The sequence below is a fragment of the Alistipes sp. CAG:29 genome (assembly GCF_000435435.1).
GTDB classification, from domain to species: Bacteria; Bacteroidota; Bacteroidia; order Bacteroidales; family Rikenellaceae; genus Alistipes; species Alistipes onderdonkii.
This window is the reverse complement of record NZ_FR893450.1, coordinates 5261-20417: the sequence shown is the minus strand read 5'-3', so window position 1 is coordinate 20417 and position 15157 is coordinate 5261. Positions and strand designations below refer to the sequence as shown.

The 15157-nt window shown below is 60.2% G+C and carries 12 protein-coding genes and 2 pseudogenes; 4 read left to right on the top strand and 10 right to left on the bottom strand.

Going from position 1 to position 15157, the window contains the following annotated elements:
- Nucleotide 1: 1 nt before the first annotated feature.
- Nucleotides 2-1480, bottom strand: a complete 1479-nt coding sequence (locus QVP03_RS05410; protein ID WP_022332545.1) for a TolC family protein — start codon at nucleotides 1478-1480, stop codon at nucleotides 2-4.
- Nucleotides 1481-1686: 206 nt separating this feature from the next.
- On the opposite strand from QVP03_RS05410, the pseudogene QVP03_RS05405 reads away from it, so the two are divergent.
- Nucleotides 1687-3046: pseudogene (locus QVP03_RS05405) on the top strand (sigma-54-dependent transcriptional regulator).
- Nucleotides 3043-4347: a sensor histidine kinase gene (locus tag QVP03_RS05400; protein ID WP_022332542.1), complete on the top strand. Its 1305-nt coding sequence runs from the start codon at nucleotides 3043-3045 to the stop codon at nucleotides 4345-4347. Before QVP03_RS05405 ends, QVP03_RS05400 begins: the two are co-directional and overlap by 4 nt.
- Nucleotides 4348-4471: 124 nt before the next feature.
- On the opposite strand, the gene QVP03_RS05395 is transcribed toward QVP03_RS05400, so the two are convergent.
- From QVP03_RS05395 to prmA, 3 genes are read right to left on the bottom strand one after another with little or no spacing between them, the layout of a single operon-like run.
- Complete coding sequence (locus QVP03_RS05395) at nucleotides 4472-4882, bottom strand: hypothetical protein (protein WP_227412471.1); 411 nt, start codon at nucleotides 4880-4882, stop codon at nucleotides 4472-4474.
- Nucleotides 4883-4930: 48 nt separating this feature from the next.
- Complete coding sequence (gene recO / locus QVP03_RS05390; RefSeq protein WP_022332541.1) at nucleotides 4931-5659, bottom strand: DNA repair protein RecO; 729 nt, start codon at nucleotides 5657-5659, stop codon at nucleotides 4931-4933.
- The gene (prmA, locus tag QVP03_RS05385; protein ID WP_022332540.1) at nucleotides 5660-6487 is read right to left on the bottom strand and encodes a 50S ribosomal protein L11 methyltransferase; all 828 of its coding nucleotides are present in this window, start codon (nucleotides 6485-6487) and stop codon (nucleotides 5660-5662) included. It abuts the gene before it with no gap.
- Nucleotides 6488-6557: 70 nt separating this feature from the next.
- Between prmA and xerD the strand changes: the two genes are divergently transcribed.
- Together xerD and QVP03_RS05375 are read left to right on the top strand one after the other, a co-directional pair.
- Nucleotides 6558-7454 (top strand): site-specific tyrosine recombinase XerD, encoded by an 897-nt coding sequence (gene xerD / locus QVP03_RS05380; RefSeq protein WP_022332539.1) that lies wholly within the window; start codon nucleotides 6558-6560, stop codon nucleotides 7452-7454.
- Nucleotides 7455-7638: 184 nt separating this feature from the next.
- A complete protein-coding gene (locus QVP03_RS05375) occupies nucleotides 7639-9447 on the top strand; it encodes a glycoside hydrolase family 2 protein (protein ID WP_022332538.1) in 1809 nt (602 codons plus the stop codon).
- Nucleotides 9448-9564: 117 nt separating this feature from the next.
- Here the strand turns inward: QVP03_RS05375 and QVP03_RS05370 are convergent, their stop codons facing one another.
- The 6 genes and pseudogenes from QVP03_RS05370 to QVP03_RS05345 all read right to left on the bottom strand — a co-directional run.
- Nucleotides 9565-10713: an amidohydrolase family protein gene (locus tag QVP03_RS05370; protein WP_022332537.1), complete on the bottom strand. Its 1149-nt coding sequence runs from the start codon at nucleotides 10711-10713 to the stop codon at nucleotides 9565-9567.
- Entirely contained in the window at nucleotides 10673-11500 is an 828-nt protein-coding gene (locus tag QVP03_RS05365) for a lipoprotein (RefSeq protein ID WP_022332536.1), read from the bottom strand. Before QVP03_RS05365 ends, QVP03_RS05370 begins: the two co-directional genes overlap by 41 nt.
- Before the next feature lie 2 nt (nucleotides 11501-11502).
- Nucleotides 11503-12708: an FtsX-like permease family protein gene (locus tag QVP03_RS05360; RefSeq protein WP_022332535.1), complete on the bottom strand. Its 1206-nt coding sequence runs from the start codon at nucleotides 12706-12708 to the stop codon at nucleotides 11503-11505.
- Nucleotides 12709-12726: 18 nt separating this feature from the next.
- Complete coding sequence (rbfA, locus tag QVP03_RS05355; RefSeq protein ID WP_018695498.1) at nucleotides 12727-13077, bottom strand: 30S ribosome-binding factor RbfA; 351 nt, start codon at nucleotides 13075-13077, stop codon at nucleotides 12727-12729.
- Nucleotides 13078-13088: 11 nt separating this feature from the next.
- Nucleotides 13089-13895 (bottom strand): outer membrane beta-barrel protein, encoded by an 807-nt coding sequence (locus QVP03_RS05350; protein ID WP_022332534.1) that lies wholly within the window; start codon nucleotides 13893-13895, stop codon nucleotides 13089-13091.
- A 4-nt stretch (nucleotides 13896-13899) separates the two neighbouring features.
- Nucleotides 13900-15157, bottom strand: a pseudogene (locus tag QVP03_RS05345) (hypothetical protein); the annotation flags it as partial.

Here is a 15157-nt window from a genome sequence, read left to right as displayed (position 1 = left end):
GTTAGCGGATCAGGGGCGCACCGTTGTAATACTCGACCAGGCGCGTTTTGATAATGTATTGCAACCGGGCACGCAACCGTTCGGAGCGGGCCTGCAACAGGTTGTTGGCGGCGGTCTGTAGGTCGAGCGCCGAAACCATGCCCCGGTCGTACTTGCCGGCGACGGCGTTGTAGGCCAGCTCGGAGGCAGCGCTTTTTTTGCTGGCCTGCACGAACTCCTTGCCGAAGCCGAGCATCTGCTGGTAGTTCTGGGCGATTTCGCTTTGCAGGGCACGCAACGTCTGATCGCGCTGCTGCTCGGCGATCCGCCAGTTGTTGCGGGCGCGGTTCGTCCTCGTGCGGCGCGAAAGCCCCCCGAAGATGGGGATGTTGAGCTGGGCGGAAAAATAGTAACCGCGGTTATCACGGAACTGGTTCTTAAACGGCTCGTACAACGAATGGTCGTCGAGGCTCATGAAGAAATTGGTCGAGTATCCGCCGCCGACATAGACCGACGGGAAAAAGCCGCCCCGGGCGACCGAATACTGGAGTTTCGACTGCCGCACGTTATAACCGGCGCTGCGGGCCTTGGGATTGTTGTCGAGGGCATAGGCGACCACATCGGAGAAGGGCGCCGTGCCGGCCGGGGTTTCGATGGCGAGATCCGTCTCGATCCCCAGGGGGCGGTCGGGCGGATAATTCATCGTTTCGGCAAGCGTGATCCTGGCCAGTTCGAGGTTGTTTTCCTGCTGCGTCAGCAGGTAGTCGTCCGAAGCGCACTGTGCCTCCTGCTCGGCCACGTCGGCAGCGCTCTTGAGCCCCAGTTCGAGCAGTTTGCGGCTCTTGGCGAGGTTGCCGGTGCTGGTTTCCAGCTGTTCACGGGCGAGGCGCACGCTTTCGGTGTAATAGACGACGTCGAAATAGGCCTGCATGGTATTGAGCGCCACCTCGTCCTTGACCCGCTGCAACTCCTCGACACCCATCAGGCGCATCACCTTCGCGGCACGGATGGTATTGATCCCCGTAAAGCCGGCGAAAACGGGCATTTGCCCCGAAACGCCGTAGTTGTTGGAAAGGTTCGAAACGTCGGTATAGGTATTGGTCTCGGGGTCGACCGAACGGCCGAAACTGGTCGTGGCGCTGACCGAGCCGCTGACCGAGGGCACGAGCGCCGCTACGGATTCGATATAGTCCTGGCGGTAGTTGCGGTTGGTGTAATCCTGCTGCCGCACGACGGGACTGTGTTCGACGGCATAGGCCATGCACTCGTCGAGGGTCATACGCACGACGGGCTCGGCCGCATTCGGGGCGGGGTCGGACAGGGAATCCACGGCAGGATCCGCGACGATGACGGTTTCCGTTGCCGCGGTATCTGCGGCCGAAGCCCCCACGGGAGCAACGGGCGCAGCATCCGGCTGCACAGAGGCGGCGGGCAGGGATATCTGCGCCGCGGCGAGTGTCCAAAAAATTGACAGAATGAGGAGTAATAACAGTCGTTTCATCCTTGATTAGCGGGTATTGTTCGTTCGGGACATTTCGGAGCCAACCCCGTGCCAAAGAAACTAAATAACTGTATTACAAATTAATACATCATACGCACAACAGACAAAGTGTAAAAAAATTTTACACCCTTGTAAATTTTGTGGACACGAAGGGACGATTTCACGATTTTAACGCTAATTTTACCGCAAAACAATCCGGAATGACCATGGCAAAAGAGGGAACGTTACTGATCGTGGACGACAACCGCAGCATCCTGGCGGCGTTGCGCCTGCTGCTGGAAAAATATTTCGCACGGGTGCTGACCCTCCCCACCCCCAACCGGCTGGCGACGACCCTGCGCGAGGAACAGATCGACGTGATACTGCTCGACATGAATTTCACGGCGGGCATCAACACCGGCAACGAAGGCATCTACTGGCTGAGCGAGATCCACGCCCGCAGGCCGGATATCAAAGTCGTGCTTTTCACGGCGTACGCCGATATCGACCTGGCCGTGAGGGCAATGCGCGACGGTGCGGTGGACTTCGTCGTCAAACCGTGGGACAACGACCGGCTGGTGGCTTCGCTGCGCAACGCCTACAATCTGGCGCGGTCGGCTCGCGAGGTGAAGCAGCTCAAGGAGATCAAGCGCGAGCTGGCCTCGGAGCAGCCGATGTTCTGGGGCGAAAGCCCCGCCATGGCGCGCATCCGCGAAATCGTGGAGAAGGTTGCGGCCACGGACGCCAACATCCTGATCACGGGGGAGAACGGCACCGGCAAGGAGATGCTGGCACGCGAGATACACAACCGCTCGGCGCGCAGCGGCGAACTGATGGTTTCGGTGGATATGGGAGCCGTACCCGAAACGCTCTTCGAGAGCGAACTGTTCGGCCATGTCAAGGGAGCCTTCACCGACGCCCGGGCCGACCGCGCCGGGAAATTCGAGGTCGCCGACCACGGCACGCTTTTCCTCGACGAGATCGGCAACCTGCCGCCCCACCTGCAATCGAAACTGCTGACGGCCATCCAGGGCGGGCGTATCTTCCGCGTGGGCAGCAACACGCCCGTAGCGGTGGACATCCGCCTCATCTGCGCCACGAACCGCGACCTGTTCGGGATGGTAGCGCGGGGGGGGGGAGTTTCGCGAAGACCTGCTCTACCGCATCAACACGATCCACATAGACCTGCCGCCCCTGCGGCAGCGCCGCGAAGACATCCTGCCGCTGGCGGAAATGTTCCTGAAACGCTACGCCACGAAGTACAACAAACCGATCGAGGGTTTCGACCAGGCGGCGGTGCGCGAAATGGACGAATACCCCTGGGCGGGTAACATCCGCGAGTTGCAGCATACCGTCGAAAAAGCCGTCATCATGAGCGACGGAAGGCGGATCACCCCCGCCACACTACTGCTGCGGCCGGCTACGGCCGCAGTGCAGGCCCCGGCATTCTCGACGCTCGAAGAGATGGAGCGCGGCATGATCGGGCAGGCGATGGCGCGTTACGCAGGCAACCTGACCGAGGTGGCGCGGCAGCTGGGCATCACACGCCAGACACTCTACAACAAAATCAAACGCTACGGGTTATGAAACGCGAAGGAATAGCCTACGGCCCCGTAATCGGGTACACGGCGTTGCTCATCGCCGCTTCGGGAGCACTCGGATGGGTGGTAACGGGGTCATGGTACCCGCTGGCGATCCTGCTCGTCCCGGTGATCGGGATCGCGGCATACCGCCTCATAGGGCTTTACAGCGATTCGATACGCCGTGTAACCTTCATGTTCAACGCCATCGACAACGACGACTTCACGTTCCGCTTCCATGAAGACCCGTCGAAAGTGGACAACGGCATGCTCAACGCCGCCCTGAACCGTATCAAGGAGATCCTGGTGCGCGCCAAGGTACGCGCCGAAGAGCGGGAACGCTACTACCAGCTGATCATGGAGTACGCACGCACAGGGCTTATCACCATCAACGACGCGGGGAGCGTCTACCAGGCAAACGGCGAGGCGCTGCGCATCTTCGGGCTGCCGCGCTTGACCCACATCCAGCAACTGGAACTGCCCGCTCCCGAAGCATACCGGGTACTGACGACGATCCGCCCGGGCGAAAAGCACCATGTGTCGTGCGTGACCGAAACGGGCGAAATGGGCCTGTCACTGGGATGTTCGGAGATCGTACTCGAAAAACGCCGGCTGCGCATGGTGGTCGTGAGCGACATCAACAGCGAGCTGAGCGAGATGCAGATCGAATCGTGGAGCAAGCTGACGCGCATCCTGACGCATGAAATCATGAACTCGCTCGCGCCGATCACCTCCCTGAGCGACACGCTGCTGCATATCGACCGGACGATGAATGCCGATGTGGCGCACGGGCTGGATACGATCTCGGCCACGAGCCGGCGGCTGATGGCCTTCGTTGAGAATTTCCGCAGGTTCACGAAGATCCCGGCGCCCCAGAAAGCACCCTTCGAGGTGCGGGAACTGCTGGAGCACGCCATGACACTGATCGCTACGGAGGGCATCCGCATCCGGCTCGACGTCGAGCCGGCGGACACGATGATCTATGCCGACCAGATGCTGGTCGGACAAGTGGTGGTGAACCTGCTCAAGAACGCCCGCGAAGCGGTAGGGACACGGCGGGACGCCTGCATCGAAATCACGTCGCGCATAGACCCGCAGGAAAACGTGGTCATCGAAATAAGCAACAACGGCGGGGCGATCCCCGCCGAAGTAACCGAAAATATCTTTACGCCTTTCTTCACGACCAAACCCGACGGATCGGGCATCGGCCTGAGCGTCTCGCGCCGCATCATGCAGCTGCACAACGGCTCGCTGCGCCTGACGGCCAACACGGCCAACCGGGTGACCTTCACGCTCCTGTTCGGATAGACGCCCGTAATGCGCCGTATTCCGTCCCGGCGAACTTCCGGGTCACGGAATCCAGCGGGGAACAGCCCCGCCAAAACAATGCCCGGCCGGGAACGGCACTCCACAGGAACGGGACAGCAATATCCTACCGCGGCAGTGGCACCGAGATCGTCCGCGCATCGAGGAACGCATCGGGGAAGGAACCGTTGTTCCAGGCCTGGCCGTTCGAGATGGTGAAATGCCGTCCCAGCCGCAATGTATTGTTGTCGATCACAGTGACGCGTGAGGGCAGGTTCTCCTTATGGATCACCACCACCGAAGTCATCGTAACCGAGGGTTTGACCTTCATCCGGCCCTCGGCACGGTAATCGGGTTTCCAGGGCGACAAATGCGCCAGCGAGTCGGGAAGCTCGAACTTATTACGAAGCGAATCGGGAAGCTCATACTTCCCCGAACGGGGCGAATCGGGCTTTTTCAGCCCGAACTTATTGGGTTCCTGCGCCGAAATCGCAAGGGCCGCAAGCAGGGCGGCCGCCAGAATAAACATCCTTTTCATAACTATCCCTCCTATCTTTTATTTGGTCTCTCCAAAATTACAATTCCCTCAGAACACTTCCCGCAGAATCCGCACCGACTGCACCGCGCTGATGGCGTCGAGATGGTAGCCGAAATAGACCAGCACGGCATTGAGGAACTCGACGCGCTGCGTACGGTTGAGACCGATTTCGGCCAGGCAACGTACGTCGCACTCCATCATATCGCGCAGGATACGTGTGCATTCCTGTGTCATAAAACTAACGTGCTGCGGCCGCGTTTTGGTATAAAGTCCCTCACGGATATCGAACCAATCGTCGGCCGAGTAGTCGTTGCCCGGGCAAAAACCCAGGAAACGGCTCAGGTTGGCCAGGAACCAGAGGTGGAAATTGGCCACCCCCTCGTCCATCGAATCGAGCGCCCCGACGCTGTTCCATACAAAATCGAAAAGCGCCTGGTTGGGTTCGTCGTATTCCCTGACGAGGCGGTACAAAACCTCTGCCATGAAGAGCGCCATGGTCGATTTGCGCACGTCGAACGGCAGGCTTTGCAGTACAAAGCCGCCCTGCACCTCCTTGAAACGGTGCATCTGCTGACGCGACGATTCGAGCCCTTCGAACTCGACCGGGAACATCGGCTGGAAAAGTGCCAGCTTCGAGCCCCGCCCGTTGTGGCTGCGGACGCCCTGCACCATGTAGCTGCGGCGCCCCCCGGTGTCGGTCAGCAGGTAGACGACCATCGACGAGTCGCCGTATTTGAGCGTATGGAGAACGACCCCGCGCCCTTTGTACGTCTTCACCTACCCTTTGCGCACGTGAACCATCATCCACCCCTCCCTGGCAGCGGTCGCCACCGGGCGCAGGCCCAGTTCCCCGGCACAGGCGACTATCGCCGGGACGTCCTGTTCCAGGAAACCGCTCATCACCAGGTCGCCGCCCGGCTCCAGCGCTGCGGCATAGGCCGGCATGTCGGCCGTGAGGATATTGCGGTTGATATTGGCCAGGATAAAGCCGTAATGCCGTCCGGCGATGCGGCGCACGTCGCCCAGCATCGGTTCGATGCGGTCGGCGACGCCGTTCGAAGCGATGTTCTCGCGGCAGTTGGCGTCGGCCCAGTCGTCGATGTCGACCGCATCGACATGGGCGGCACCGCATTTGGCAGCGACGATCGACAGCACACCCGTACCGCTGCCCATATCGAGCCCGCGACGGCCTGCGACGCCCAGGTCGAGTACGGCACGCGACACGAGCCAGGTGGTCGCGTGGTGCCCCGTGCCGAACGACATCTTGGGCATGACGACCACCTCCATCACCCCTGCGGGGGCAGGCTCATGGAAAGGCGCCCGGATCAACAGGCGCCCTTCGACGTCCACAGGCGGGAAATTGCTCTCCCAGACGGCGTTCCAGTTCTGCGTCTCGATGGCGATATAGCGTCCCTGCACGCCGTAATGCGCCAGCAAGGCGTCGACCTCGCCCTTACAGTCAGCCAGCTGCTCCTGAGGGATATAGGCCTTGAGCGTCCCCGCATCGGCCTCGAAACTCTCGAAGGGATAGTCGGCCAGCTCGGCGGTCAGGATCTCGGCCTGCAGGTCGTCCGAAAAGGCAATATTCAAGGATATATAGTTCATATTATGTAAAATTTACGTATCTTCGCCCGTACAAAGTTAACGATAATCTCGGAAATAAGGCAGGAAAAGGATGGCAGAAAACACGAAAAAGTGGGAAGAGACGGGACGACGTTACCGTACTTATATCAAACTCGAAAAACGCCTCTCGGAGAATACCGTCGAATCGTATATGCGCGACCTGCGCCAATTCGCCCATTTCATCCTGCGCCAATACGACGTGACGCCCCGCAAGGTCGAGCGGACGATGATCGAACGCTACATGGGCTGGCTTTTCGAGCGCGGCCGCGAAAAGACCTCGCAGGCCCGCTGCCTGTGCGGCATCCGCAGCTTCTTCAATTTCCTGCTCATAAGCGACCAGATCGAGGCGTCGCCCGCCGAATTCGTCGACACGCCGAAATTCGGGAGGCACCTGCCCGACGTCCTCACCACCGCAGAGATCGACCGCATCATCGCCACCGTGGACACGCGCACGACCAAGGGCATACGCGACAGCGCCATGCTCGAAGTGCTCTATTCGTGCGGGCTTCGCGTCTCGGAGCTCACCTCGCTACGGCTTTCCGACCTCTTTTTCGGGGAGGGCTACATCCGCGTCATCGGCAAGGGCGACAAGCAGCGGCTGGTGCCGATCAGCACCGTCGCACGCGACAAGATACAGCGCTATCTCGAAGAGCGCCGCAGCGCACGTTCGGGCGAAGAGGTCGTATTCCTCAACAACCGGGGCGGGCAGCTTACGCGCGTGATGGTCTTCACGATCCTGAAACAGGCCGCCCAACGCGCCGGCATCGACAAACACATCAGCCCGCATACGTTCCGGCACTCGTTCGCCACGCACCTGCTCGAAGGGGGCGCCAGTATCCGGCAGGTACAGGAGATGCTCGGACACGAAAGCATCCTCACCACCGAAATCTATACGCACCTCGACAGCGACCACCTGCGCCATACGCTCGAAGAGCACCTCGGGATATAGGGGAGCCGGGGCCCCGAGGACGAAGAAATGTGCCCCGCATGAAAAGTCCGTAAAAATGCAGTTCAAACCGCATTTCCAAGCATAAATATACTTTTTGTGCATATATGCGGACTGTTTTCCGGATAAGATGGCTTAATTTTGTACGGATTTGAAATACAATTTTAACCTAATAATAACCCGAAGTATGAAGAAAAACATTCTCCTGACCGCTGCCGCCCTGGTGACGACCCTTGCCGGCGTAGCGCAATGGCAACCCGCGGGCGACCGTATCCGCACCCAGTGGGGCGAAAAGCTCGATCCGCAGAACGTATTGCCCGAATACCCGCGTCCTCAGATGGTACGCGGCGACTGGCAAAACCTCAACGGCCTGTGGGACTATGCGATCCTGCCCATAGGACAGACCCCCGACAAATTCCAGGGACAGATCCTCGTGCCGTTCGCCGTGGAGTCGAGCCTCTCGGGCGTAGGGAAAAGCCTGGGTAAGGATAACGAACTCTGGTACAACCACAGCTTCACGGTACCCGCGAAATGGAACGGCAAGCGCGTGCTGCTGCACTTCGGCGCCGTAGACTGGAAAGCCGACGTCTGGGTGAACGGCGTCAGCGTAGGCAGCCACACGGGCGGCTATACGCCGTTCGAGTTCGACATCACGTCGGCCCTGAAAAAGGGTGCCAACGACATCCGGGTTCGCGTATGGGATCCGACCGACGACGGCTACCAGCCGCGCGGCAAGCAGGTGAACCGCCCCGAGGGCATCTGGTACACCCCCGTGAGCGGCATCTGGCAGACGGTATGGCTCGAAGCAGTGCCCCAGCAATATATCAAGCAGGTGAAGACAACGCCCGACCTCGACCGCAAGTCGTTCCGCATCGAGGTTCCTGTTTGCGGCGCACAGCCCGAAGACCGCATCGAAGTGGCGCTTTTCGACGGCGACACGCAGGTCGCCAAGGGCAGCTCGCTCAACGGCGCCGCCGTGGAACTGTCCGTCGCCGAGCCCAAACTCTGGAGCCCCGAGTCACCGTTCCTCTACGACATGAAGGTAAGCCTGGTACGCAACGGCAAGAAAATAGACGAAGTGGAAAGTTACACGGCCATGCGTAAATTCTCGATCGGCCGCGATGCCGACGACATCGTCCGCCTGGAGCTGAACAACGAGCCGGTATTCCAGTTCGGCCCGCTGGATCAGGGCTGGTGGCCCGACGGCCTCTATACAGCCCCCTCGGACGAGGCGCTGGCATTCGACGTCATCAAGACCAAGGATCTGGGTTACAACATGATACGCAAACACGTAAAGGTCGAGCCCGCACGCTGGTACTACCACTGCGACAAACTCGGCATGATCGTATGGCAGGACATGCCCAGCGGCGACCGCGGCCCGCAGTGGCAGATGCACAACTATTTCACGGGCGAGGAGAAGCACCGGTCGGCAGAATCGGAGGCCAACTTCCGCAAGGAGTGGAAAGAGATCATCGACTACCTCTACTCGTCCCCCTCGATCGGCGTATGGGTTCCCTTCAACGAGTGCTGGGGACAGTTCAAGACCCAGGAAATCGTAGAGTGGACGAAGGCTTACGATCCTTCGCGCCTGGTCAACCCCGCCAGCGGCGGCAACCATTACCTTACGGGCGACATCCTCGACACGCACCACTACCCCAACCCGCGCCTGACGCTGCTCGATACCAACCGCGCAACGGTGCTGGGTGAGTACGGCGGCATCGGCTTCGTGATGAAGGGGCACCTCTGGGAACCCGACCGCAACTGGGGCTATATCCGCCTCAACTCGCCCAAGGAGGTGACGGACGAATACGAAAAGTATGCGGAAATGCTCTACAAGCTGATCGGCCGCGGATTTTCGGCAGGCGTATACACGCAGACTACCGACGTCGAAATGGAGGTCAACGGACTGATGACCTACGACCGCAAGGAGATGAAGGTCGAACCGGAACGTATCCGCAAGATCAACCAGAAACTCTGCAACGCACTGGGTAAATAGGCATCCGGCCTCAAAATACGAGGAGCTTCCCGACGGGGGAAGCTCCTTTTTGTTTTCATCTACCGGCGGCAAGCATCCGTACGATAACCACGCATACGGGGAGGGAAAGTATCCCGGTCAGAGGATGCGGCGGATCTGCGACGCCGGGGTCAGGCACAGCGTGCCGTAATCCAACCCTGAAATGACCGTGAGGCCGCAACGACGGCCGGGAGCTATTTCGCCGAGTGCATCCTCCATACCCAATGCCTGTGCACCGCCCCCGGCAGCCCAGGCGAGCAGTTCGGGAAGCGGGATGCCGGGGAACATACGCATTTCTTCGAAAACCGAAAGCCGGTCGTTCGAAGCCAGCGAGTCGGTTCCGAGGCAAATATTGAGGCGATTGCGGCGTAACAGCTCCACAGGGGGTTCGAGGCCGGAGATATAGCGGTTTGAACGGGGGCACAGGCACCACCATACGGGCGCCGTAAAATGGCCCATAACGATGTCTATGTCGCGCTGCGTTATGCAGCAGTCATGCACCAGGGTCACGCGGCGGTCGTGCGGCACGCAGGCCACGAGACGTTCGGCCGGGGAGCCGTAATGCAGGAAATCGCAGGAGAAACCGGCCTTCGCGTACCACTCCCACAGCGGGCCGCGGTGTTCGAAGAGCGCCGCTTCGCCGGGAGATTCCATGAAATGGATCGAAAGCGGGGCATCGCCCCGGGCAGCGATCGCACGCAGGGGGGCATCCTGCACTGAATAGAGCGAATGGGGGGTCAGCGAGGTTTGCGGATGGCGGAGCAGAGGCAGCATGTGCTCGGCCGACGCGGCGCGCAGGCCGAAAAACTCGACGAAAGTATGGTAAGCAATACGGCTGCGCGATTTTACGGCGAAAGCGGTATCCCCGTTCGAAATATCGCCTACGGCTTGGATCCCGGCCTGCCACATGGCGGCATCGGCGGCTTCGACGGCTTGTGCTCGCTGTTCGGCGGAGAAGCGCTCCCGCACCTGCGACATGGCACCGGCAAACCCCGCAAAACCACACCGTTCGGGGATCGCCCCCAGCAAATAGGAGAGTTCGAGGTGGCAGTGGGCATTGACCAGCCCCGGAGCGAGCACCCCGGCATAGAACTCGGTGCCGGGACACCGGTCGGGCTCGGGACACGTCACGACGGAGAGGATACGGCCGTCGGCCGCAACCCCGACCAGGGGATTGCGGAGCAGACCCTGCGGTGTCCAGAGCAGGTTAGAGGCTATCCGCCTGGATGGCTGCGCGGAGGAATTCATCGGCAAAGATTCGCAGGTCGAGTTGTTGCCGGTAAAGGCTGTCGACGGCAACGGACGTCGTGGGAATGTAGTCGATTTCGAGGCCGGTCACCGTCACCGAGGGACGCAGGGGCTTCTCGCGGAAATCCAGGAAATCCAGGTGCAGGCACCGGTGGGTAGTATCGACCGTGAAACGGCGGGTGAAATTCTCCGTCCGGTTACGGCGCAGCGTCGTGGAATAGACGCTACTGCGCCCGCCGTCCCTGTTTTCGAGCCAGACGACGCCCCGCAACCCCTTTTCGTTCCGGTCGAGCGAGTCGACGAGGTATTTGAGCCGCAGTTCGTACTCGCCGGGCTGCACGTCGACGGCGATCCGCAGGCGCGCCGTATCGCGCAGTGCCCCCACGCGGATCAGCGAATCGGCATAGACCGTACGCGTGAAAGTACGGCGGGCCACGTTGTCGATCGTATCGAGCACGGCAACCTCACGGTCGTAAAATTTACCCTCGGCTTCGAGTTTATCGATCGCCATCTCGACGACGTCGCCCAGACGGGCGCTCTTGCGCTTCGAAAAGTTCCCGATCGTATAGTAGACATCGCGGGTCGTATAGCCATAGCGGGCGAAGATCGGTTCGTAGATGTTCAGCGAGTCGATATTGACCCGCACGTCGCCGATATAGGCGTTCGTGAGGAAGGCGTCGTGGAAGATCTGCGCCAGTTTCTCATCGGGGATAATCTTGTGGCGGGTACAGGCGGCGCCTGCAAGCAGCAGGAACGCGCAGAGCGATATACGGAAAATGCGTTTCATAATCAGGCATTATGTTTCACCATGCTGCGCACGGTAATGTTCGAAATAACATAGGCGACAAGGCCGAAGGCCACCAGCACGGCCAGCAGGTCGCCCGGGCGGAATTCGACGGGATAGCTCTTGGCAAGAAGCGTTTCGGCCGGGATTTCGATCAGGCCGAAGTGCTGCTGCAAAAGACTCAGCCCGACGCCCAGCAACGCCCCGCACGCAGCGCCGAGGCCGCAGATGAGCAACCCTTCGCTGCGGAAAATAGCCCGCACGAGCGACGTGTCGGCTCCCAGCGCACGCAGGGTCACGATGTCGCGCCGCTTGTCGACGATCAGCATCGCCAACGCCCCGACGACCGAGAACGACGCGATGACCAGTACCAGCAGCGAAATGAAGAAAATACCCCATTTCTCATAGGTCATGATCCGGTAGAAGGAGGCCCGCAGTTCGTGGCGCGTGCGGACGCGGTAATCGTCACCCGACAGCCGCGCCAGAGCCCGGCGCACCTGCTCCGCATCGGCGCCCTCGCGCAGGCGGACGACAAGCCCCGAAACACGGCCGGGATGGCTGAAAAGTTCCTGTGCCAGCCGCAGCGACGCCAGGACATACGTCCGCTCCGTCTCCAGGTCGAGCGAATAAACCCCGCCGAGGGGCACCGTCCGCCGCGTATAGTTGTCGAAAGGCAGCAGCGAGGAGAACGAACCCCGGCGCACGGCGTAGACATTGACATCGGCATCGGCAAGCGAGCGGATGCCCAGCATATAAGTCATCGACTGCCCCATGACGAGGCGTTCGATATCCCCCAGGCGCACCCGGTATTCGCCCGCGGAAACGACGCTGTCGAGCGGAAACACCGCGGCATACGCATCGTCGACGCCTCGCACCGTCGCCGTAGCCTGGCGTCCGGCATGTTCCAGCAGGGCGCTCTGTTCGAGGACGAACGAAAACGCTTCGACCCCGGGAATCCGTGCCACGGCGGCCGTGTCTATCGCGTCGGCAGGAAAAGTCTGCCCCAGCCGCGCCGAGACGGTCAGGTCGGCGTCGAAGGCCGAATACATCGACTTCACGAGGCTTTCGAAACCGTTGAAGACCGAAAGCAGGATGATCATCGCAGCGACAGGCATCGCGACAGCTACCACGCTCAGCCCCGAGATCAGGTTGACGACCGAACGGGATTTGGGCGAGAAAAGGTAGCGGCGGGCGAAAAACTGCGGCAACATGGCGTCGGGAAGCGGGAGCTATTCGGGCTTGTCGTGCTTGAGCGCCTCTTCGATATGCTCGATGTATTCGAGCGAGTCGTCGAGGAAGAACTGCAACTCGGGCACATTCTTGACCTGGTTGCGGATCCGCTGCCCGAGGGCGCGGCGGATAAACCAGTTCTGGTGCTCGATCTCCTTCATCGTCGCGGCACTCCGGTCGAAGGGGAAGATGCTGACGTAGACCTTGGCATAGCCGAAATCGGGCGAGATGCGCACGGCCGTGACCGTGACGAGTGCCCCGCGGACGATGCCTGCACCCTCCTTCTGGAAGATCTCGGCCACGTCCTTCTGTATCTGTTTGGCGATTTTCTGCTGTCGTGTGGTTTCCATGGCTTGAATATTTATAATCCGTATTTGAAGACTTCGCGGTTCTTTTCGCGTTTGGGACGCGGTTTCCAGGTCGAGAAGCCCTCCTTGTTGAAGCGGTAGCTCAACCCCACCGAAATAGTGAGGTTGTCCAGCGGCGAACGCATGGGTGTAGCCCAGAACGGGTTTTCGGAACCGTCGATGCCGTTGTCCGCATACTTGTTGCGGTTGCGGACGACGTCCGAAAGCCCGAAGTAATAACGGGCGCGGACATTGATCTCGAAGCGGCGTATCAAGAAGGAGATACCGCCGCCGCCCGCAAGCCCGTAGCCCCAGCGGCTGTCGCGGGCCGTCTTGTAGTTGTAATCCCCCTTCCAGTCGGCCATTCCCGATGCCTTGGCACTCTCATCCTCGTAATCCGACGAAAGCTGGTAGGAAAAGGTGGCCGCAGCTTCGAGGTAAACGCGCACGCGGTGGCGCAGTATATAGACGTGGGGCTGCCAGACGATGGGCAACATGACCGAATTGATATGGCGCGTATAGTAACGGAAATCCTTCGGCTCCTCGACCAGCGAGGCATTGGTCGCAAAGGAGAAACCCTGTTGCAGGAATTCGAGGTCGATACCGAAACCGCCCACGAAGCGTTGCGCACCATAGTAGCGCCATGTAAGGCCGGCGGTATAGATACCCCACATCCCCTTCATCTCCTGTTTAGGGTCGAAGCGGGCGCTGGCCATGCCGTAACCGGCCGTAAAACCGAGCGTATGCTGCGCCGCAACGCCCTGCCAGCAGCAGACGGCGGCCGCGAACAACAACAGGTTTTTGAATCGTCTCTTCATCATCGCGCTATCGGAAATTATTGAACATGCCGCCCGTAGAGTTCATGCTGTTGTTCATGCGGTTATTATTCTGGTTGTTATCGTGGCTGTGGCCTTTCTTCTTGGGTTCCTTGGCGCGTTTCTCGGCCTCGCGGCGCAGACGCTGGGCCTCACGTTCCTCGAGCGTGCGCGAAAGCGACTCCATCGTCACGGGGGCGAACAGGGTGTTCATGTCAATCGAGAACTCGACCTCCCAGTTGGCTTTCGTGGCGAAGGTATCTTCGCCTTCGTCGTTGGCATAGATCTCGGCGCGTTCGGGCTGGCGGCGTTCGACCACATTGCCCGTGTCCCACTTGCCGTTGCCGTTCTTGTCCTCGATGACACGGAACTTGATTTCTCCGGCCGGGACGAAATTGAACTGCCAGTCGCCCGTGGTGACGTCGCGCTTCTCCTGTTTGAGGGCGTTGTTGCCGTCGAGCAGCTGGAGTATGTACTTCGAACCATCGTCCTTACCCGTGACATGGATCTTCACCGTGGCGAACTTCTCGGGGTCGAGCACCGTATACTTGCCGATGATCGAGTCGTTGGAGAATCCCGCCACATCGGTAATGGCCCCTTCGGGGATGGTGAGGGTATATTGCCCGCCGGTTTTCCAGGGCGCACGGATATAATAGCGGCGCAACTGCGCCGTATCGCGCACCAAACGCACGGGAATATCCTCGATGCTGTTGTCGGGATGCGTCAGCGTGAGGAGCATGGCGGCCGAATCGAGCTTCGTAAGCGGATAGTCAAAATCCATCGTCAGATGGTTCTCGGGGTTCACCTCGCCCGACAGCGGGAGTTTGTAGGCAAAGGGGTTCTCCTTCTTCGGTTCGACCCACTCCTCGCCCGCGGCCTCGGCCTTGCGGCGATCGCGTTCGAGCTTCTCGCGCTCCTTCTCCTGCTCTTTGGTCTCGATGAACCTCCAGGCCAGTTTCAAGGGCTCGGTGACCGATTGCAGGACATTGACCGTATCGTGCTTGAAATAGGTGATCTCGCCCTTGATCGTATCGGGAAGTGCCGACGAAGGCATGTTGAACCACAGGGCGATGGTGTCGCGCCCGACGGTCTGCGGGTCGAAGATGACCCGATCCTCGGGGATGCTGTCGAAGCGGATCCGCTCGATCTGCGGGTGTGCGGCGGCGAAATAGAGCATCGCCTTGTGTTGCAGGGGACGTTCGGACTGCGAAAGCACCTGGCGCCGGAACGCCCTGTCGGTAAACATGCGCAGGTAGAGCTGCGGTTCA

Bases quoted from the DNA above. Each gene is read 5' to 3' on its own strand.
- QVP03_RS05400 (WP_022332542.1), top strand. From the start codon at position 3,043: ATGAAACGCGAAGGAATAGCCTACGGCCCCGTAATCGGGTACACGGCG.
- xerD (WP_022332539.1), top strand. From the start codon at position 6,558: ATGGCAGAAAACACGAAAAAGTGGGAAGAGACGGGACGACGTTACCGT.
- QVP03_RS05410 (WP_022332545.1), bottom strand. From the start codon at position 1,480: ATGAAACGACTGTTATTACTCCTCATTCTGTCAATTTTTTGGACACTC.
- QVP03_RS05375 (WP_022332538.1), top strand. From the start codon at position 7,639: ATGAAGAAAAACATTCTCCTGACCGCTGCCGCCCTGGTGACGACCCTT.
- QVP03_RS05395 (WP_227412471.1), bottom strand. From the start codon at position 4,882: ATGAAAAGGATGTTTATTCTGGCGGCCGCCCTGCTTGCGGCCCTTGCG.
- QVP03_RS05360 (WP_022332535.1), bottom strand. From the start codon at position 12,708: ATGTTGCCGCAGTTTTTCGCCCGCCGCTACCTTTTCTCGCCCAAATCC.
- prmA (WP_022332540.1), bottom strand. From the start codon at position 6,487: ATGAACTATATATCCTTGAATATTGCCTTTTCGGACGACCTGCAGGCC.
- QVP03_RS05350 (WP_022332534.1), bottom strand. From the start codon at position 13,895: ATGATGAAGAGACGATTCAAAAACCTGTTGTTGTTCGCGGCCGCCGTC.
- rbfA (WP_018695498.1), bottom strand. From the start codon at position 13,077: ATGGAAACCACACGACAGCAGAAAATCGCCAAACAGATACAGAAGGAC.
- QVP03_RS05370 (WP_022332537.1), bottom strand. From the start codon at position 10,713: ATGAATTCCTCCGCGCAGCCATCCAGGCGGATAGCCTCTAACCTGCTC.
- QVP03_RS05365 (WP_022332536.1), bottom strand. From the start codon at position 11,500: ATGAAACGCATTTTCCGTATATCGCTCTGCGCGTTCCTGCTGCTTGCA.